A 19,678-nucleotide genomic window follows, 5' to 3' on the forward strand; every position below is an offset into this window, starting at 1 on the left:
CGAGATGTTCGCTGCTCCGCCTTCCTGCTGGCGCTGCCGGCGGGACGGTGGTGCGACGGGTTCGGCGAATAGCCCGTCATGGTCGGAGCCGGCGTGGCCTTCGTACTGTCGGCCGCGACCGCGCTGGCGGCACCCGGCTCGCTGCGGGCGGTCCTCGCGGGAACGGCGCGGTGCTCGGCGTCACCGGCCTCCTCCTCCTCACCACCACCCTGCCCCCAGCCGCCACGCCCCCGACTGAGACAGCCCGGAGGCGGCTCCTCTGCAGGTTCCTCAGGGAATCCGGGCTCCCGTGGCCAACGGTGAGGTACGGCACGAGGAGATTCGTTGTGACTGTCATGCCTCGCTGCCTACGGACAGCGCACGGTGTCGGTTATCCAGTGCGGTGGCGGCTGCGTAAGGGCGCAGGGCGTCAGCGAGGGCGGCGATGCGCCGCAGGGGCAGGAGGTTGGGGGAGGGGAGTGGAGTGCCCGCGAGGAGTTGGGTGACCGCGTTGCCGATGGCGGTGTCGAGTGGGGAATCGTGGAGGACTTCTTCGTGACGGATGTGCCCAGCGCGTGTGGCGGTGATGCGATGGTGGTTACGGTCGAGTTGGTGTCCGTCAGCGGTGGTGACGGGGTCGAGGTGGGCGGCGAATCGGGTGGTTCCGGCGTAAAGAGTCACGTGGCGTTGCTGAGCGTCAGCGGGGCGGAGGCCTCGTCTCCAAGTCGCAGTGGTGGCTGGGGAAGAGGTGACGGGGACGCTTGGAGCGAGGATGGACGAGGAGAGTTCGATCCGGACGGGGGGCTCTTCGGCGGTGAGCGTGGTGTGTTCGGTAAGGGCTGGGAGGAACAGGTCGGGGTGATGGGTGGCCCATAGCTCGCTGGTGTCCGGTGGGCTGTTGAGATAGGAGGACATCTGGTTGCCGGGCAGGATGCGGCCAAGGACGGTCAGCATGTGCAGCCACTCGTAGCCGAGGACACCGTAGGTGCGGTCGATGAACCGTCCGGCGGCAATGTCAGGGCCGCGGTCCTTGGTGAAGGCCACGCCGATGCGTGAGACGGCTGCGCCGGGCTCGAGGTCGGCCAGGACCTCGGTGAGCGTGGTCAGTGCCGTGGAGTGCTGGTACTGGTCGACAACCGTTACTCGGGCCTGGGGATGTTGATCGAGCAGGGCGGTGAAGCTGTCGATCTCGTGGCCTTGGCAGGCGGGTTTTTCCAGCAGGATGCGCCCGGCGGGGTTGTGTCTGAGGATGGCGCGGAGGACCGGCAGGTGGTCGGCAGTCGGGGTGCAGATCGACCAGATGTCGATCCGGGTGGCGAGACCGGAAGGCAGGCCGTCGACACCGTGGCGGAAGGTACGGTGCTGGGCGGGGAGGTGCTGGTGCTTCGGGTCGATGATGGTCAGTTCGGCACCGAGGTCGCCGAGGATGCGGGTGTGGAGTCGGCCGGCGTTGCCGTACCCGACGATGCAGGCGCGCGTCGGTTGCGCCGGTCGTTCGGAGGTGGCTGTTACGACGGCCGGGCGGGTGGTGAAGGTTGCGTTGTACAGGTTGTAGTAGGTGTCGAAGAGTCCGGCGTCGGCGATGGCAGTGTCGGCGGGTGTGGTGTGCAATCCGGGTGGGAGACGGTCGGGGGCAGTACAAAGGGCGCGGGCGGCGATGAGGGTTCCGGCACGGTAGGCGTCGTAGCCTTGGTTGGGGATGGAGTCGGCCTCGTAGAGGTTCATGGAGCGGCCGTCGCCGAGGACGGTGAGGGTGCGGCCGGTAGAGAGTCGGTACTGGCTGCCGACGCCGGGGATGGCAGCGGCCTGGTGGTCGGCGAGGACGGAGAAGTCGCGGGTGGCGAACGGCGCGAGAAGCACGCCGTCGGGAAGCCGGCGCAGGTCGTCCTCGGTCAGGGCTTGTGCGCCGGTGGTGCCGATCACGACGAACGGGTCGGTGCTGGCGAGGGCTTCTGCGGCGGTGCGGTAGGTGGTGTACCCGGCCTCGGCAGCCTGGATCAGCGTAGGCAGGTCGGTGTCCACGACGGCGACGCGACAGCCGAGGGTCCGTAGTTGCGGGGCGAGGCGGGAGCCGAGGGTGCCGTAGCCGATGAGGAGAACCTGGCGGCCGATGAACTTCCGGTCCGGCAGCAGAGCACGGAGGCTGCGCATGCAGGAGTCGGCGATCTCTCGGTATCCGAGTAGGGTCTTGACCTGCGAGCGGGCCAGATTCATGACGGGGATGCCGAGTTCACCAGCAGCGCTGATGCGTTTCAGACCGCTGACCGTCAGCTCGATGGCCGCGTCGACCCGGCGCGGGGACGTGGCGGAGCCATAGCCCTGGGCGAGGAGGCCACCGTCGTCGATGACCAGGACGCGGCGGCCGGCGTCGTGGGCGCGGTCGATGAAGTCGTCGACCTCGGCGGTGGCCCGCCGGAGTTCATCGGCGTGGTTTCCGGCGGCATTGACAGCGGTGTTGTCGAGCAGGCCCCAGTGGTACCCGCGGGCGGTGAAGGTGGCACGGACCCGGTCGCGGTTGTAAGTGCGGTCGCCCTTGTCGAGCACGAAGATCCACTCGGCGGGTACACCCGCCCGCTCCACGGCCAGGAGAAACCCGACCGAATGCTCCAGGTGGTGGTCGCGGAAGAGTAGCGCCCAGCCGTCGAAGTCAGGGCCGGGCTTGCTGTACCGCTCCAGTAGCGGCATGGAGGCGCGGATGTTGTCGAGTTCGGCGGCGGTGTAGGGAAGAGCCTGACGCCGCAGCTCCCGGTACAGGTCCTCGGCAGCCTCCGTGCTGCCCGGGGGGCCGGAGTCAATAAGGATTTCGATGGCGGGCGGAGGCGTCAGGAGGTGCCCGAGCGTGCGCGGGGGCTGCGGCGGCAACTCCTGCCAACGGGCAGTTACCGCGGTGCGACCACCGCAGGGCTCGGAGAGGGCAACGGCGGAACCGCCGAGGCTGCGGGTGTCGAGGCTGTGGCGTTCGGCCACCTTTGCCACGGCGGCGAGGACCTGCTCGGCACTGAGCGGCCCGGTCACTGTGCGCCAGCGCGAGAAGGATGGCGGGGCGGTGTTCACGGCTGCCTCCTGGGCCACCCGTCGTACGCGGGCGGCCGGATCGGGTGGTCGGTGCGGTCAGCTGATCCGGGCGCGGTCGGCGGTACCGGCCAGCGCTTTCTCGAAGTCCTCCAGGTGGTTGAGGAGGATGGCGGCGGCCTTGTGGCGGAGCAGCCAGAAGTCGTCGAGGTCGGCCTGAATCAGGCCGGGGGAGAGGTAGTGCTGCTTGATCCCGTAGAGGCTGATGATGAGCTGGAGCGCGGCGATGCGGGCGCACATCCGGACATCGGCCGCGGTGAGCGTCCGGTGCTCGGAGAGGTAGGCGGCGACCAGGGCGACGCCGGTGGAGACCGGGTCGTCGCTGAGCACGACGGCGCGTGGGTCGAAGGCGATCCGGCCGAGTTCGTAGGCGATCAGAAAGGATTCGGGCGGACGGAAGTCGAGTACTGCCGTGATTGTGTCGCCGTTCAGGAGGAGGTTGACGGCGGAGTAGTCGCCGTGGAGCACCTGACTGCTCAGTGGCGGCAGGGTGTCGATGAGACCGGGGACGCGTTGAAGCATGGTGCGGCGCTCGGTGAGGGTGCGCGCGGCGTGGTCGTCGAAGGTGTCGTGTTCGGTGCGGCTGTCGATGATGCCGAGGAGCTGGTCGATCGTGCGGTGCAGTTGCGGCAGGTCGGGCCGCATCCAGCGGTTCAGCTTCGCGGAGGGGCGCGAGGAGGCGGGGTGGGCAGCGAACGTGCGGTGGATGCGTCCGAGTACCTCTCCTGCGGCCGCTTGCTGGGGCGGTGTGAGACCGTCCTCCACGGTGCGGCCGGGCATCCAATGCCAGACCGAGAGCGCGACGTCGCCGTCCTGGGCGATCACTGCTCCGGACTGTGCTGGTACCAAGGGGGCGACCGGCACGCCTTGGTTACTGGCGGCGCGCGTCTGTTCGATGGCCGCGGCCTCGGCCGTGAGGTCGGCGCCCTTCAGGTACTGCTTGACGAACAGGCCCCGTCCCCCGGCGGTGGAGGCCCGGTAGTTGACGGTGACCTGCCCGGCCGGGATGCGCTCCAGTGTGGCCTGGAACCCGTAGGCGTCGGCGAGGAGCCGGGCGGTCCCGGATGCGTCGGGGGTGATGGTCGGGTGCACGGAAGGCTCCTGCGATCTCGGTGGTTTCTGGCGGGCGGGTGGGTACGTTACGGCTCGATCGGGAGGCCGGTAACCGCGTGCCACCAGGCGACGGAGCGCCGGTAGCGGTTGAGGCAAACGGAGGGGGAGCGGGGCCGGCCGGTCCATTCGACACCGACCTCAATGCGGTGACCCGCCCGCACCTGTGCAGCGGCGGCGGCAGCCACGGACAGGTGCCCGTCGGTGAGGCCTCGGCCGTTGTCCGACAGGTGCAGTACGTCGGATCTGGCCATCACCCAGCCAAGCGCTTCCGAGTGCCCGTCATCGGGAGGGGATGCGGCGAGCTGTGCAGTGTCAGCCAGGAAGCGCAAGTACGGTGTCTGGCAGAGCAGTTCACCGAGCGACGTTATGGCTGCGGTGGTCAGCCAGTGAGGGTGGTGCAGCTCGGCGAGCAGCGGTACGGCTGCTTCCGGTACGGCGAGGGTGCCGACCGCGCTCACCCGGGTGGATGGGATGGGGGCCCGGGCAAGCAGCCGTACCCATCCTGCGCCCAACTCCGCTGCGGCATCGGCGAGCCGGAGCACATCTGCGCGGGCACGAGTACGTACCGCGTGGTCGGGAGTGAAGAGGTCGTACAGGTCGGTGTCGGCCGTGACTCCGGTGACCGGAACGGAGTCCAGGGACCGGCCGTGCCATGCCCGGAGGGTGCGGACAGGACGCCTGGCAAGGTCGTACCCGCGAGGACCGCCGCGCAGGTGAACGAACGGGATGGCCTCCCGGTGTGCCCATTCCAGCAGCTCCGGGACGTCGAAGTTCTGCACCGAGATGCTGTACAGACCCACTGCAGTCGTCATGACGCCCCCCAGTCGAAGAGAAGGAACGGCTCGGCCGGGCGGGCAGGCGAGTTGAGCAGGCGGTAGACCTCTGGTGCCCGTTCTCCGGGAACGATGCGGCACCAGGAGGCGACCAGGCGCAGCGTGAGACGCCCGTCGAGCCAGCTTGCCGCCGTTGTGTATGCGGCCTGGTACGCCTCCGGCGAACTGGTGGCGAGTTCATGCATCCCCACGACGGTGACTCCGCTGCGGTGCAGCGGCAGCACTGGCAGGCTCGCCGTGTTCTCCGGAGTTCCCAGGAGCCCGAGTACGGCGCCGGGGGCCAGCAGCGGCACCGCCCGACCGGGCTCCCCGGTCGCATCGATCACCAGCCCGGCCTGCTGGTCGAGGTGATTGGTGCAGACGACGCCGGGAACGGAGCGGATCGGTGGGTACCGGCGACCGGTCACTACCACGATCCGCTTGACTCCACGGCGCAGCAGCTCCAGCGCGCACCCCACCGCCACCGGGCCGGAGCCGATCACCACAGCCTCGTCGGCCACCGAGCCGGGAGGCAAGCGGTCCAGGCCGAGAAGAGCGATCTGGATGAAGCGGGCGACCGCCGCGACCTGGACCGGCGCCCCGTCCGGCGCCCGGACCATTCCGGGACAGTCCGGCGTGAACGCGGCACCGTGCGGTACAGGCGCCAGCAGCCACCTTCCGTCATCCACCAGGCCGAGTGACATGTACCCGGCGTCACGGCCCGGACCGAGCAGGTGGCGGCGTTCGGTTCCGGGGCTCAGCACGCTGAACCGGCCCGCCACCCAGCCCTCGGGAACGGCGGATGCAGGCAGCAATACGACCTGCCCGTGGGTCGCATGAAGCCGCCCAACGGCATAACGCAACTCGGTGGTCATCACTGGTCTCCCGTCATGCCGGCACGGGGCCGTGCGACCAATCGCTCGATCCGGTCGGCAATCCGATGCGGGCTCCCCCACATCGCGCGCAACGGCATACGCGCCGATAGTCCGCGCAGCAGCGCGAGCCGCCGTCCGGCAGCGGTGGCGTCCTCGAACTCTCGCAGTACTGGCCCTTCGCGCTCCAGTACCCGGTCCAGCAGGTGACCGCTGGCACGCAGCCACGTCGTCTCCGCCGTGTGCGGGTTGAGATTCTCCATTGCGCAGTCCGCCGGCTGAGGGTCACCGTCGACCGCCACAACCACCGCGGCCTCCAGCGCACCCCCGCGTGACCACCCCAGCCCGGCCAGGGCAGGGAGACCTCCCAGTTCCACCCGGGTCTGGCCGTGCGCGGGCAGCGCCAACTCGGGGAACCAGCGTCGTACCGCGGCGCGCCGCGCAAGCAGTGCCCGTGTGCCGCCCGACACCGAGGCACGCCCCGGCGCGCAGTCGAGCAGCGATACATCTCCTGCCACAGCCTGCCAGCCCTGCAGCGCCAGCTTCAGAGCGACCAGCGTCTTGCCCGCTCCGTGGCCGCCGAGCAGCATGATCACCGCATCTCTGCGCGGATGCCGCATCGCCGCCGCGTGCACGCACAGCGTGCCGTGCGCCAAGTGCAGCCGGTGTAGGTGTGCGTTGAGCAGGCGCCGCGCATCCTGTGCCGGGGTACCTGGCCGGATGACCACGTCGGGCTCCACGTTCGGCCCGGTGGTCGTGATTCCGCCTGGACGGACACCGGGCAGGTGTGGACCGATGTGCGCCCACCAGGTATTGGATCCTGCCGGAGCCTGCACGGTCAAAGTCCGTGACCCACTGGTCAGAATCACCGCGCTCACGGGAGCAGTCCCGCCACGAAAGCGGCATTGGCCCCGATGTCGTGTCCGAGGACCAGCCGGCGCCGTGGCATTGAGGCGAGCGCCGTACACAATGCGGCGCGGGCACCGGGCTGACCGGCGCCCCGTCCTCCGGTCAGCCCGAAGACGTCCGGGTAGGAGTCTTCCTGTGACCCCGTCATGAAGTGCCCCGGCTCCACGTCCGGAGGCGGCCCGCCCTCGACAAGGTGCGGTGTGGCTCCGGCCTCCACTCGGGGGAACAAGGCCGTGGCGACCCGGCCGGTAGCCACAGTGCGTACCCCGTACCAGGCGAACTCCTCCGGTCGCAGATGAGCCTTGAGCTCCCGGCCGTCCCCGCCCAGGACTGGATCCGTCCACTCCCCGTGGAGCGCCGCGGTAACCTCTCCGTCCTGCGAGGTGTGCGGAACCATTCCCTGCGCGAGGCGCCGGGCGGCGATCCGGGTCCAGCCCAACGCGTTCATCAGACCAAGCCCGACTGCCGCGCCCGATGGCCACGCCAGGAGTTCCACCCCATCGCCGTCAGGCGCCGGCCGGGCGAACACCCGATCGTTCGCCAGTAGCTCGGCGCCGACAGTGGTCAGGCAGAACGCCGTGGTCGTCTTCCCTGCTCCACGGTTGCCCAGGACCAGTACGGCCTGTCCGCCGGGCAGAACTGCTGCGGAGGCGTGCAGAAGACACCAGCCCTGATCAATGAGCTGGGCACGGATGAGCTCCCGTGATACCCGGGCCGTAGCACGCGCCAGCGGGTCCACCAGTGTCTTGGAGCCGTAGACCGTCATTCGGCGGCGCCCAGGCGACCACCGGTACGCGATCCGGTCCTCCGGCGCGACTGCGTAGACGGTGCCGTCTCCGTACCGCGCGTACCGGGTAGGTACTCGAGGGTAGCCGGTCTCCTCGAAACCCGACTGGGTCACCGCCACTGTCACGGCCTCGTACCGGACAGGCTCCTCGCGCGCGACCACGGTGAACGCTACGGTGTCACCCCTGGCGGCGGGCCACCAGGGGCCGAAGTACGAGGCCACCCAGTCGGTGACCTCCGTGTGTGGCGACGCGACAGCCACAGTCGCGCCCTGGACCGCAATCGTGATCTCCCGCTTCGATGCAGGCGTCATCTCGTTCTCTCTCGACGTCTTCGCTCTCTGTGTCAGAACCAGCACACACCGGCACGGCTTGGGGGACAATGGAATGCCCCGATCCAGCACCGATCCCAAACGAGAGGGCGGTGAGGTCGTGCCTGACCGGCTACGGGACGACATGCGCGAGGCGCGTCGATCGTCGCGAATGGTGTGGGCTTCCTTCGCGCGTGAGGCAGGGTTCGGCGAGGCGTATCTGCGCAACGTCGAGAACGGCAACAGGTCAGTCACCGAGCAAGTCGCGGCCGCGTACGACAGAGTCCTGGACACCGGCGGCAGGTTCGTCTCGGCGCTTGCCTCGCCTTCGAGGTGCACCCCTGGCGCGACCTGGAATCCGTCTGAAACCATGGCCGCACTGACAGAGTTGGTGAAGGGCAGCAGCGTGGACCGGAGGGGTTTCCTTTCCGCCGGCGCGGCACTGTCCGTATCAGCGGGCAGCTGGGCGAGTGCCTTGGCCGGCGACGGCGAACACGAGCGCGTAAGGGATCAGCCTGATGGCCGGACGCTGGTCGCTCACATCGACGATCGGCTCGCCCACCTCCGCCGTCTTGATGACGAGCTCGGAAGCGGGGAGGTCTACCAGCTGGCCCGCGGCGAGCTCTCCCTGATCGTTCGCCTGATCACATCAGGGAACTACGACACGTCAACGCGAACACACCTCCATTCGATGGCCTCCGAAGCAGCGCGGCAGGTGGCATGGGCAGCCTTCGACCAAGGCCGCCCCGGGATCGCACAGCGGTTCTTCGACGGAGCTCTCCGGGCCTCGGCCGAAGGGAACGACCGTATAAGCGGCGCATATGCGTTGTCCTTTGCCGCGATTCAGTGCTACTCCACACCCGGGCAGGCGGGCCAGGCGGTCTCTTTGCTCGAAACGGCTTGCGACCAGGTGAAGCGGAACGCGACACCGCGAATGCGGGCGATGCTCGCCGCACGGACTGCTCGCGCGCTCTCCGTAACCGGCGACCGGAAGGAGTGTGCGCGCCAACTGCTGGTTGCCCGGCAGGCGCTGGATCACGGGCCGCACGAGGACGACCCCAAGACGCTGTACTGGGTCGACCATGGCGAGATCGAGATGATTGCCGGCTCAGCAGCGCTGAGGCTCGGAGACCCGGCTGAGGCGTTGCGCCGGTTCGAGGCCGGGCTGGCCGCCTCATACCGTGGCGATGAGGAGTACCCGAGAAGCCACGCCATCTACCTGGCCCGCGCGGCTGAGGCACACCTCGCCATGCACGATCTGGATGCCTCGGTGGAGACAGCACGACACGCCGCCCGTTGCCTCGGGGTCGTGGACTCCGCACGCTCTGCCACTGAACTCAGCGGGCTGCGGGAGAAGCTGGCGGTGCACACAGCGCACTCCGGAGTGCGCGAATTCCTACAGGACGGGTAGGGCGAACGTGGTGTGCAGCCGCTTCGCTGTCACGTCCTCGTCCAGGCCGAGCAGTGGTGTGATGCCGAGCTTGTGTGCTGCCGCAAGGTTTTCTTCGCTGTCGTCGATGAACAGGCAGCGTTCCGCAGGCACGCCGAGCCGTGCGAGGGCGAGCCGGAAGATCTCCGGGTCCGGCTTGCGGACGCCGTGGTCGGCCGAGAGCACGACCTCGTCGAAGGTCCCCCAGAGGTCGAAACCGGCGTAGGGGTCGTACGGTTCGCGTCCCAGGCTGTTGGAGAGCACCGCCGTCCTGACTCCCGCGGCTCGTAGCCGGCGGGCGGCTTTCAGCACCTGGTAGGCGGGAAAGGCGTCATGGAGGTAGCGCCCCATCAGGTTGTCCGGACGGACGCCGATGAGGTCGGCGTAGCTGCGGTTCCATTCGGTCTGCGAGATCTGGCCGAGTTCAACCCGGTGGAAGAGGTCCTGCCCGCGTGCGCTCGCCCAGGCTTCGAGGAAGACGCCCCGGGGCAGGCCCTCTCTGTCCTCGAAGGCCGTGATGACCTCGACCATGTTGAAGGTCAGGACCCCGAAGAAGTCGAAGATCACCCCGTCGAAGGCCCGCTCCGCACTCCGCTCCATCCGGGCATCCTACGGCGGGAGCCGTCACACTGCCGCCATGTCTACCCGACAGGTGTCGCCAGCCTCTATGCTGCCTCCGCCGACGTGGCGGCCCTCGTCTTGACGCGCGGCTCCCGGCCGAAGAACGCGCGGTACTTCTCCACCGTCCCGATCTCCCTGAGGATCTTGCCTATCCATGCCTCGGTGTAGACGTACTGGTCGAATGCTTCGTTGTACGAGCAGTACCTGGTGTCGGTGGCATGCGGGGCGCCGGAGCCCTTGGCCGGACGGATCTCCAGCCGCTTCCACATCTCCACGTGTTCCACGGAGGCCCGGAAGCGGAAGGGCAGTTGCTCCTCGACACGTGCGGCGACCTGCGCCGGGCGCATCCTGTCCAGGTCCGCGACCTCGACACAGCGGTCCCGGATGATGACGGTCCCCTTGCGCCCGGCCTCGACCATGGTCCTGCGCTCTTCCTCGGTCAGCTTGTCGAACTTGACGAAGTTGACCGCCAGGTCGGCGTCCGTCTTGGAGCCGGTGATGGGCACCAGGCGCACGCGGTAGTCGTACCTGAGATCGTCGAGGACGGACTGTTCGATGCCCGCCTCGTATCTGGCCACCAGATCACGGGTCTTCCTGGGCAGCTCTCTGGCGGCCTTCCTCATCTCCTCGTATCCGTCCGCGGTCAACGCCTGGACGGAGAGAGGGAAGCGGAGCCGGTCGGCCAGGCTGTAGCCGACGCCGAAGTACCCGGTCATCTCCTGCTCGTAGTTGATGACGTAGGCCTGCGCCTTGCCGCCGGTGACAATCCTCAGGTTGTGCTCGTAGCGGTGTTCCACCTTGTTGCGCAGGGCGACGAAGAGCTCCGCGTTGAGGCGTACCGTGTTGCCGCTGTCGGGATAGCGCTCCTTCAAGCACTTCTCGAGGTCCCAGGCCTTTGGTTCGCCGTCGATCATGCGGTGGAGGCCGGTCTTGGGATCCCGGTAGTGGTAGTCGATCTTGTCCTTGTGGAACTCCGCGTGGAGCAGGTAATGCCATGCCTTGTGCATGTGGGTCAGGAAGTCGCTGTAGTCGCCGCTGGAGGAGTTCCATTCGTCGAGCGCCTTGAGGACGTGACGCTGGGACTCCGTGAGGATGTGGTGCCATCGGGGATGGGCCATGAAGTGCGTCGCTCACTTTCGTCCGTTGGAGATGGATTCGCAGGGGTAGGGCCGCCCGCAGACGGCGTGGTGTGGGTGCCTGGTGTCACCCGCGGCTGTCCGCCCCGCAGCGTGAGTCGGACAGCGACCGAAGGGGCCCGGGCCGAGAACATCCCGGCGTCAGGGGTCTTGCACCGCAGATCCGTTCAGCTCCGCAGACCCCGGATCTTCCGGCCCAGCTCGCTGTGCGGGTCGAGGAGCGCGCCCGCGACGCGGCCGGCGGAGTCCTTCACGCCGCCGCTGAAGTTGAGCCGACCGGTGGAGCCGACGCTCGCGCAGACACCGTCCCAGTAGGCGGGTTCGCGCTCCCAGCGGACGTCGGCGAGCAGACGCTCGACCGTCTCGTAGCTCGTCGCGTGGCCGGGGTCGCACCAGGGGGTGGCGCGGTGCAGCAGGACGCCGAGGCCCGCCATCACGGCCGGGGCGCTGATGGCGCTGCGCCGGGCGAAGTCCGGGAAGCGGTCACCGACCAGCCGGGACACCAGACGGACGACGATCGCCTCCACCTCGTCGGCGTCGGTGCCGGGCGGCAGGTCGCCCTCGTGAACATGGGTCGCCGAGTACTGCACCCCCTTGCTGCCGAAGACGGTGGTGACGATCAGCGTCCGCAGCGCGGAGAGCGTCACGACCTCCTTGTCGGTCCTGGTGAGCTGCCGCTTGCCGGTGTTGACGAGCGTGCCGAACGGCATCCGCCGGCCGTCCGTCTCGACTTCGAGCTTCTCGCCGACGATGTGGGCGAGGCGGGTGGCAAAGTCGCGCTGGTCCATGGACATGGCCAGGTTCTTGGCGACGTCGATGCCTTTGACGTTGCGGTCGTAGAAGATCTGCCGCGCGTCCGCCGGGGAGATCCCCAGGTAGAGCTCGAAGGGGATGCGGACCCGCCGGCCGAGTTCGCTGTAGGTGAGGCCGAAGGGCTCCGGGTCCTGGTAGATGTCGTGCCAGGCGGTGGTCTGGGTCTCGCCGTCGATCGCGACGACCATGGCGTCCGGGGCGAGGGTCAGCGTCCGCAGGCCCGAGTCGGGGACCAGCTCGTCGCTCATGGTGGCGATCCCGCCCGCGTGCCAGAGCGTGACCGGGGGAGTGGACCAGGCGGAGCCGTGCTTGCCGAGGACGCCGGCGGCGATGTACTCGGCGTAGGCCGGGATGTTCTTGCCCTTCTGGGACTTCAGCGTCCGCTGCACGGTCGCGCGCAGTTCGGCGTGACGCCGGTCGTGGCCGGACGCGGCCTTGAGGGCGCGCGGGTCCTCCTCCCGGCGCGGTGACGGCACGAGACGTACCAGCGTCGCCAGGGACATGGTGCCGATGACGGCATCCTCGCGGAACGGCATGACGGTGAGCGGGATTCCTTCCGGGGCGCCGCTCGGCATGGTCAGACGCATGAGTTTTCCTCCTGGTGGGTGGTGGTGATCGGCCGGTCGTCGTCCGGCCCTGGGGGGCCGCCCGTCCCCCGGGATCTCGCCGGGCAGAGCTGGGGTGGGACGAGGGCAGGGCGGCTCAAGGACATGGGTGTGGCAAGGGAAGTGACGCTTCACGCCGGGGAGTTCCGCTCACCGTCGGAAGCGATTACATGAAAGCATGCCAGTGAAAGCACTGTCCAACAGTTCTCGACTGTTGGCTCGTGCTGTAGGATGTGACCACATCGACCATCGGAGCCAGGACTCACCCATGTCGCAGCCCTCCGCACCCTCCGCCCAGGTGACCGCCGCCGAGATCTCCCGCATCGCGGGCGTCACGCGCGCCACCGTCAGCAACTGGCGACGCCGGCACGACGACTTCCCCGCGCCCTCGGGCGGCACCGACAGCAGCCCGCTGTACGACCTGGAGGAGGTCCGCGCCTGGCTCGCCTCACGCGGACAGCACACGGCGGCCACGCCCAGCGGGGAGCTCCGCACCATCCTGCGCCTCCGCGAACCGGCCGACGCCGGCATCTCCGACCTGCTCCTGCTCGTCCTGGCCGCCGCCCGCCGCCCCGCCGACGACCTCACCGGCCTGCTCGCCCTGCCGGACGACGACCTGGTGAAGCAGGTGAACGACGCGGCGGCCGCGGTCGCGGACGTGGTGCCGGACACGGAACCCGTCCGGTTCACCGCCAACGACACCGCGGTCCTGCGCGCGCTGCTGCTCTGCGTCCGCGACGAGGGCCCGCAGACCGCCCTGGGCGTACTCGCGGACAGGGAGCTGGAGGACAGCGCAGCCAGCGGCGCCTACCTGACCCCGGCCCCGCTCGCCGACCTGCTGGCCCGCCTGATCCCGGGCTCCCCGGCCCGCGTCCTCGACCCCGCCTGCGGCAGCGGCACCCTGCTGACGGCCGCGGCGGCGCACGGCGCGCGCGAGCTGTACGGGCAGGACAGTCTGCCCGTACAGGCGCGGCGCACCGCCGTCGGCGTGAGCCTGGCGGCCGGAGAGGGCGCGGGCGTCACCGTGTGCACGGGCGACAGTCTGCGCGCCGACGCCTTCCCCGGCCTCACCGTCGACGCCGTGCTGTGCAACCCGCCCTACGGCGACCGGGACTGGGGCCATGACGAACTGGCCTACGACCCGCGCTGGGCGTACGGCTTCCCGCCCCGCGCCGAGTCCGAACTGGCCTGGGTCCAGCACGCGCTGGCCCACCTCGGACCTGGCGGTCACGCGGTCCTGCTGCTGCCGCCCGCCACAGCCGGGCGCGCGTCGGGCCGTCGCGTACGGGCGGAGCTGGTGCGCAGCGGGGCGCTGCGCGCGGTGATCGCGCTGCCGGCCGGCGCGTCCGTGCCCCTGCACATCGGACTCCAGCTGTGGGTGCTGCAGCGTCCCGAGCCGGGCGGCCCGGAGCGCAAGTCGGTGCTGTTCGTGGACACGGCGGCGGATACGGCTACGGCTTCCGCTGCGGCCGGACACGGCGCGACGACGGCGACCGCCAGGACCCGGGGCAGCGGCCGGACCGCCTCCCCGGACTGGGAGGGGATCACGGCGCGTGCCCTGGGCGCGTGGCGGGCCTTCGGGGACAACCCCGACAGGTTCGAGGGAGAGCCCGGTGTGGCCCACGCGGTCGGCCTCGTCGACCTCCTGGACGACGTGGTGGATCTGACCCCGGCACGACTCGTACGGGCGTCCCGGGCGGAGGTCGACCCGGCGGCCCTGTCGGCCGAGGCCGACGCCGCGCGCCGCGGCCTCGTCGAGGCCGCGCGGTCCCTCGCGCGGACGGCCGGTCACCACCTCTGGAGCGCAGCGGCTTCCAGGGCCCGCGAGTGGCGGACGGCGACGGCGTCCGACCTCGCCCGCGGCGGAGCGCTCACCCTGCTGCGGACACAGCCGGACAGCGCGCGCACCCGGGCGGCACAGGCCGCGGGCGGCGCAACCGGCGGAGGCGGGGAAGCCGCGACACAGGCGGTGCTCACCGGCCCGGACATCGCGACCGGATCCGGTCCCACGGGGGACCCGACAGGGCTGCATGACGACACGGCGCCCGTGATCGCCGTCGGCGACGTCCTTGTCCGGGCGGTCGCGAGCGCCGACGGCCCGATGACCCGGGTCGCGGGGGAAGAGGACGCCGGTGCGCTGCTCGGCCACCACATCCACCTCTTCCGGCCGGACCCGGAACGCCTGGACCCCTGGTTCCTCGCCGGGTTTCTCGGTGCGGAGGAGAACATCGCGGGTGCGTCGACGGGCAGCACGATCCTGACCGTCAACCCCGGCCGGTTGCGCGTGCCTCTGCTGCCGCTGGAGGAACAGCGCCGGTACGGGGAGGCGTTCCGGCATGTGCACGAGCTACGCGCGGAGGCGCGGCGGGCGATCCTGCTGGCGGAGGAGACGGCACGGCTGCTGGTGAGCGGACTCACGGGCGGGCAGTTGCTGCCGTCGCGGGTGACGAGCGAGAAGCGCGGCCGGGGTGACAAGTCGGCTCATTAGGCACGTCGGCCCTCACACATGGACCACACTTGTCGGACCGTCCCGGCCGGCTGATCGACTCGATCGGTCCGGGCGGCGGGGTCGGGACATCTCGGAAGGACCTTGGGGATTCAGTTGAACAGCAGCAAGCACACGGAGTTGGCGAACCACGCGTGGTCCGTCGCCGACCTCCTGCGGGGGGACTACAAGCAGTCCGACTACGGCAAGGTCATCCTGCCGTTCACGGTGCTGCGGCGACTGGAGTGCGTGCTGGAACCGACCCGCGAGAAGGTCGCCGAGCTCGCGGAGCAGTACAAGGACACCGACATCGACCCGGACCGCTTCCTTCGCCGGGCCTCGGGCCACGCTTTCTACAACAGGTCCGGCCTGACCCTGAAGAAGATCGCGGCGGACCCGCAGAACGCGGCGAAGAACCTCGCGGTGTATGTCGGGGCGTACTCCGACAACGCCCGCGGCGTGCTGGACCGCTTCGAGTTCGCCCAGCAGATCAAGCGGCTGGACAGCGCGGGACTCCTCTACCAGGTCATCGGCAAGTTCACCGATCTGGACCTGCGCCCCGAGACCGTGCCCAACCACAACATGGGCTACATCTTCGAGGAGCTGATCCGCCGCTTCGCCGAGCAGTCCAACGAGACGGCCGGTGAGCACTTCACCCCGCGCGAGGTCATCCAGCTCATGGTGCGGCTGCTCGTCGCCCCTGACGGCGACGCGCTCCAGCTTCCGGGCGCGGTGCGCACCGTCCTCGACCCGGCCTGCGGCACCGGCGGCATGCTCTCCGCGATGGACGACCTGATCACGGAGCTGAACCCGGACGCCACGGTGGAGGTGTTCGGGCAGGAGCTCAACCCCGAGTCCTGGGCCATCTGCCGGTCCGACCTTATGATCAAGGGCCAGGACCCGGAGAACATCGCCTTCGGCAACTCCTTCTCCGACGACGGCCACAAGCGCAAGAGCTTCGACTACATGCTGGCCAACCCGCCGTTCGGCGTGGAGTGGAAGAAGGTCAAGGACGACGTCGAAGCCGAGCACAGAGGGCTCGGCGAGGCCGGCCGCTTCGCCGCGGGACTGCCGCGTATCAACGACGGCTCGCTGCTGTTCCTCCAGCACATGATCTCGAAAATGAAGCCGGTGGATGTGGGCGGCGGGGGCGGCTCACGTCTGGCGATCGTCTTCAACGGCTCGCCGTTGTTCACGGGCGCGGCCGGCTCGGGCGAGTCGGAGATCCGCCGCTGGATCCTGGAGAACGACTGGCTGGAGGGCATCGTCGCTCTGCCTGACCAGCTCTTCTACAACACCGGCATCTCCACCTACTTCTGGATCCTCACCAACCGCAAGAGCCCGGACCACAAGGGCAAGGTCGTCCTGCTGGACGCCCGCGACCAGTGGCAGAAGATGCGCAAGTCGCTTGGCGACAAGCGCAAGCAGCTGGGCGCTGACCACATCGCCACGGTGGTCAAGCTGTACGGCGAGGCACTGGCCGTGGCTGGCGACGCGGAGCACCCGCTGCGCGGCAAGGTGAAGGTCTTCCGCAACGAGGACTTCGGCTACCAGCGGATCACGGTGGAACGCCCGCTGAAGCTCCGCTTCGAGATCACGGAGGAGTCGCTGGCGGCCCTGGAGGTGTCCAAGCCGATCCAGAAGCTTCCGCAGGCTCCGGCTCTGGCCGACGCCTTCAAGTCCCTGATGGACACAAGCTGGGCGACGAAGCAAGAAGCCTGGCTGGCCCTGAAGGATGCCGTGGTCCAGGCCGGCGGGACGTGGCCCACGGGAGCTCCGTTCAACAAGGCGCTGCGCGAGGTGATCGGCATCCGCGACCCGGAGGGTGAGGTCCAGCTCCTCAAGGGCCAGCCCGAGCCGGACACGGAGCTCCGCGACTACGAGAACGTGCCGCTGGGCGAGGATGTCGAGGAGTACCTGGCCCGGGAGGTCCACCCCCACGTGCCGGACGCGTGGATCGACCACAGCAAGACGAAGATCGGCTACGAGATCCCGTTCACGCGGCATTTCTACGTATACAAGCCGCCGCGGCCCTTGGCGGAGATCGACGCGGAGCTGAAGGCGCTGGAGGAAGAGATTCAGGGGCTGTTGGAGGCGGTTACAGAATGAACGATAGTGGCGTTCGCCTCTCTCAGGGATCCCCGGTTTCGTGGCCGTCACACTGGCGATCCACACCTCTCTGGTCAATGTTTGAGCGAGTCAAAGACGTCGGCCATCCAAAAGAGGACCTGCTGAGCGTCTACCGCGACCACGGCGTGGTGCGGCGGGATGGTCGCGACGACAACTTCAACAAGGCGGCCCTGGATCGCAGTATTTATCAACTTGTGCACCCTGGTTGGCTTGTCGTGAATCGCATGAAGGCATGGCAGGGGTCGGTCGGAATTTCTCCGTTCAGAGGAATTGTTTCTGGTCATTATGTTTGCTTCCGTCCGGCTCATCAAGAGCACGACCGATTCTTGAACTGGCTCCTTCGGTCAGGCCCTTATGTTGCAGAATATGCGGCGCTCTCACGGGGAGTTCGGCCGAATCAAGTCGAAATCGATAATGAGTGGCTCCGGTCCCTGAAGATCATGTTGCCACCTTTGGGTGAGCAGTGCCGCATCGCCGACTTTCTCGACGCCGAGACCGCCCGAATCGACCGGCTGATGAAGGCGCGTCGTGCACAGGTGGCCAAGCTCGTCGAGCGTGATTATGCATCAATTACTGAGACTCTCGTCCCTGGTTCTCTCAGTGATGGAGTGGGCAAGGGGATATTTCCTTGGCTGCCGGAACTGCCTGAGGGTCTTCCTCTAGTAAGGCTGGGCTATGTTTGTCGCATTCAGAACGGGCTCACGGTCGATGGTAAGCGTGAGGCAACTGAAGACGCGGTAACCTTCCCTTACCTGCGAGTCGCGAATGTGCAAGCGGGTCATTTGACTCTCGATTCCGTATCGGAAATTACAGTGCCACGTGCGGTTGCGGAACGAAGAACCCTTCGCGTGGGTGATGTACTCATGACCGAAGGCGGCGATCTCGACAAGTTGGGCAGGGGTGCGGTCTGGAATGGTGAACTCCCTAACTGCCTGCATCAGAACCATGTCTTCGTGCTGCGTCCCGCAAAAAATCTCCTCGACGGCCACTATCTGGCACTAATGACTCAGACATTGCATGGGCGCTGCTATTTCGAGAGCACGGGAACACGAACCACAAATCTGGCTTCCACGAATAGCGGTAAGATTCTTGGTTTCCCTGTCCCGTTGCCTTCTCTGAAAGTTCAGCGTGCTCTCGTCAGTCGAGTAAACGAGGAACTCCAGAAGACCGCAACGGTCCGTGTGGTACTCAATCGGCAGCTCGCACTATTGGAAGAACGCCGCCAGGCCCTCATCACCGCCGCCGTCACCGGCCAGTTCGACGTGAGTACCGCTTCCGGCCGAGGAGTTGACGTGACATGACTGCCCCTTCCGCCCCTTTTCTCACCCGTCTTCGCATCGAGGACTACAAGTCCGTCGCCCACTGCGACATCCGGCTCGGTGCTTTCAACGTCCTGTTCGGACTGAACGCCGCCGGCAAGTCCAATGTGCTCGACGCGGTGCGCTTCCTGCGGGACGCCCTCTCCCTCGGTCCGGCCGAAGCGGCGCAGGAGCGAGGGGGCTGGGACGCGGTCCTGCGGCGCGTGCCCACGCCTGCCAACACCTGCACGATCGCGCTGGAGTTCCGGACCGCGGCGTCATCGTTTCCGAATCTGTTGGAACCGCTCGACGGCCTGGTGGAAGGGGCCTACGAGGTCTCCTTCAGCAGCCACGGCGCCGTGCGAGAACGATGCGAGATCGCCTTTCCCGGTGGTGAGGCACCGGACGTCAGGTTCTTCACTGACGGCGGCGTGGTGTTCGAACCGGGAACCGAGCGGCCACTCGGCAAGGTGCGCCCCGGCGCGCTGTACCTCCCGCTCGCAGGCACGACGGAACCGTATGACCGGCTGTACTCCGCGCTCACCTCGATGTTCTTCCACACGCCTGACCTCGCCGCCCTCCGTGACGCCCGCCCTCCGACCGGCGCCGACACCCTCGCCGAGGACGGGGGGCAGCTCGGCGAGGTCATCGCCCGTATGGCCGACTGGGAGAGGGACCGCGTCTCCGCCTACATGGGTGCCATCGTTCCGCGACTGACCTCTGTTGGTCCGGAGTCGGTCGATGTCCCCTACATCGCGGCCACGATGACCATGGATACCGACGGCGGGGGCGGTTTCGTCCGCTTCGGCGCGGAGTCAATGTCGGAGGGCACGATCAGGGCCCTCGGTCAGCTCGCCGCGTTGTACCAACCGCCGGCTCGTGACGGCCGTATCCCGCTGGTGGCAATCGAGGAACCTGAGCTTGCGCTGCACCCGCTCGCCGCCGGCGTGCTTTTCGACGCGCTCACAGAGGCGAGTGAGACCGTGCAGATCCTGGCGACCAGCCAGAGCGCCGAGCTGTTCGACCGCAAGGAGGCCGACCTCGACTCCCTTCTCGTGGCGGTGGCGCGCGACGGGGTCACCTCAATCGGGCCGGTCGACGCGGTGGGCCGTTCCGTCGTCGCGGACGGCTTGGCGACGGTCGGCGAGCTGCTGCGCTCGGACCAGCTCAACCCGGATCTGGGGGAGGACATCCGTTGAGTGGCGGAACGGGGCGGATGACGATCGCCTCCATTGTCGAAGGCGAGGGTGAGCTGACCGCGCTCCCCGTCCTAAGGGCTGTCCCGTAACTGCTGGTCACGGGTGAGAT

14 protein-coding genes are annotated in these 19,678 nt (G+C 68.4%); 5 read left to right on the top strand and 9 right to left on the bottom strand.

The genetic code is table 11. The annotated features are described in order from the left end of the window. Positions 1-333: 333 nt before the first annotated feature. From ABD299_RS03275 to ABD299_RS03300, 6 genes are all read right to left on the bottom strand, one after another. A complete protein-coding gene (locus ABD299_RS03275; RefSeq protein ID WP_344258678.1) occupies positions 334-3,033 on the bottom strand; it encodes a hypothetical protein in 2,700 nt (899 codons plus the stop codon). Positions 3,034-3,090: 57 nt separating this feature from the next. Beyond that, positions 3,091-4,143, bottom strand: coding sequence for a phosphotransferase enzyme family protein (locus ABD299_RS03280; protein WP_344258679.1), 1,053 nt, complete (start codon positions 4,141-4,143; stop codon positions 3,091-3,093). Positions 4,144-4,190: 47 nt separating this feature from the next. Next, positions 4,191-4,976, bottom strand: coding sequence for an AP endonuclease (locus tag ABD299_RS03285; protein ID WP_344258680.1), 786 nt, complete (start codon positions 4,974-4,976; stop codon positions 4,191-4,193). Continuing rightward, positions 4,973-5,791, bottom strand: a complete 819-nt coding sequence (locus ABD299_RS03290) for a hypothetical protein (RefSeq protein WP_344258681.1) — start codon at positions 5,789-5,791, stop codon at positions 4,973-4,975. Before ABD299_RS03290 ends, ABD299_RS03285 begins: the two co-directional genes overlap by 4 nt. A 59-nt stretch (positions 5,792-5,850) precedes the next feature. After that, positions 5,851-6,588, bottom strand: a complete 738-nt coding sequence (locus ABD299_RS03295; RefSeq protein WP_344258682.1) for a hypothetical protein — start codon at positions 6,586-6,588, stop codon at positions 5,851-5,853. A gap of 134 nt (positions 6,589-6,722) precedes the next feature. Beyond that, positions 6,723-7,856: a hypothetical protein gene (locus ABD299_RS03300; RefSeq protein ID WP_344258683.1), complete on the bottom strand. Its 1,134-nt coding sequence runs from the start codon at positions 7,854-7,856 to the stop codon at positions 6,723-6,725. On the opposite strand from ABD299_RS03300, the gene ABD299_RS03305 reads away from it, so the two are divergent. Beyond that, complete coding sequence (locus tag ABD299_RS03305) at positions 7,828-9,264, top strand: helix-turn-helix domain-containing protein (RefSeq protein WP_344258684.1); 1,437 nt, start codon at positions 7,828-7,830, stop codon at positions 9,262-9,264. The two genes, ABD299_RS03300 and ABD299_RS03305, sit on opposite strands and share 29 nt — an antisense overlap. Here the strand turns inward: ABD299_RS03305 and ABD299_RS03310 are convergent. From ABD299_RS03310 to ABD299_RS03320, 3 genes are all read right to left on the bottom strand, one after another. Continuing rightward, the gene (locus tag ABD299_RS03310) at positions 9,250-9,882 is read right to left on the bottom strand and encodes an HAD family hydrolase (protein WP_344258685.1); all 633 of its coding nucleotides are present in this window, start codon (positions 9,880-9,882) and stop codon (positions 9,250-9,252) included. The genes ABD299_RS03305 and ABD299_RS03310 overlap by 15 nt on opposite strands. A gap of 65 nt (positions 9,883-9,947) precedes the next feature. Continuing rightward, positions 9,948-11,021 carry a DUF3644 domain-containing protein gene (locus tag ABD299_RS03315; RefSeq protein ID WP_344258687.1) on the bottom strand — a complete coding sequence of 358 codons (1,074 nt, stop codon included), beginning with the start codon at positions 11,019-11,021 and terminating at the stop codon, positions 9,948-9,950. A gap of 185 nt (positions 11,022-11,206) precedes the next feature. Continuing rightward, entirely contained in the window at positions 11,207-12,439 is a 1,233-nt protein-coding gene (locus tag ABD299_RS03320) for a ParB N-terminal domain-containing protein (protein ID WP_344258689.1), read from the bottom strand. A gap of 286 nt (positions 12,440-12,725) precedes the next feature. Here ABD299_RS03320 and ABD299_RS03325 point away from each other — a divergent pair, with 286 nt between their 5' ends. From ABD299_RS03325 to ABD299_RS03340, 4 genes are all read left to right on the top strand, one after another. Then, positions 12,726-14,945, top strand: a complete 2,220-nt coding sequence (locus tag ABD299_RS03325) for an N-6 DNA methylase (protein ID WP_344258690.1) — start codon at positions 12,726-12,728, stop codon at positions 14,943-14,945. Positions 14,946-15,059: 114 nt separating this feature from the next. After that, positions 15,060-17,051: a type I restriction-modification system subunit M gene (locus ABD299_RS03330; protein ID WP_344258691.1), complete on the top strand. Its 1,992-nt coding sequence runs from the start codon at positions 15,060-15,062 to the stop codon at positions 17,049-17,051. A gap of 77 nt (positions 17,052-17,128) precedes the next feature. After that, the gene (locus ABD299_RS03335) at positions 17,129-18,373 is read left to right on the top strand and encodes a restriction endonuclease subunit S (RefSeq protein ID WP_344258692.1); all 1,245 of its coding nucleotides are present in this window, start codon (positions 17,129-17,131) and stop codon (positions 18,371-18,373) included. After that, positions 18,370-19,569: an AAA family ATPase gene (locus tag ABD299_RS03340; protein WP_344258693.1), complete on the top strand. Its 1,200-nt coding sequence runs from the start codon at positions 18,370-18,372 to the stop codon at positions 19,567-19,569. The genes ABD299_RS03335 and ABD299_RS03340 overlap by 4 nt, the downstream gene beginning before the upstream one ends. The last annotated feature ends 109 nt before the right edge of the window (positions 19,570-19,678 follow it).

It is taken from the genome of Streptomyces sodiiphilus (assembly GCF_039529215.1).
GTDB lineage: Bacteria > Actinomycetota > Actinomycetes > Streptomycetales > Streptomycetaceae > Streptomyces > Streptomyces sodiiphilus.

What these genes read in the sequence shown, in the direction of transcription:
- ABD299_RS03320 (WP_344258689.1), bottom strand. Translation starts at nt 12,439, where the DNA reads ATGCGTCTGACCATGCCGAGCGGCGCCCCGGAAGGAATCCCGCTCACC.
- ABD299_RS03340 (WP_344258693.1), top strand. Translation starts at nt 18,370, where the DNA reads ATGACTGCCCCTTCCGCCCCTTTTCTCACCCGTCTTCGCATCGAGGAC.
- ABD299_RS03325 (WP_344258690.1), top strand. Translation starts at nt 12,726, where the DNA reads ATGTCGCAGCCCTCCGCACCCTCCGCCCAGGTGACCGCCGCCGAGATC.
- ABD299_RS03315 (WP_344258687.1), bottom strand. Translation starts at nt 11,021, where the DNA reads ATGGCCCATCCCCGATGGCACCACATCCTCACGGAGTCCCAGCGTCAC.
- ABD299_RS03335 (WP_344258692.1), top strand. Translation starts at nt 17,129, where the DNA reads ATGTTTGAGCGAGTCAAAGACGTCGGCCATCCAAAAGAGGACCTGCTG.
- ABD299_RS03310 (WP_344258685.1), bottom strand. Translation starts at nt 9,882, where the DNA reads ATGGAGCGGAGTGCGGAGCGGGCCTTCGACGGGGTGATCTTCGACTTC.
- ABD299_RS03300 (WP_344258683.1), bottom strand. Translation starts at nt 7,856, where the DNA reads ATGACGCCTGCATCGAAGCGGGAGATCACGATTGCGGTCCAGGGCGCG.
- ABD299_RS03285 (WP_344258680.1), bottom strand. Translation starts at nt 4,976, where the DNA reads ATGACGACTGCAGTGGGTCTGTACAGCATCTCGGTGCAGAACTTCGAC.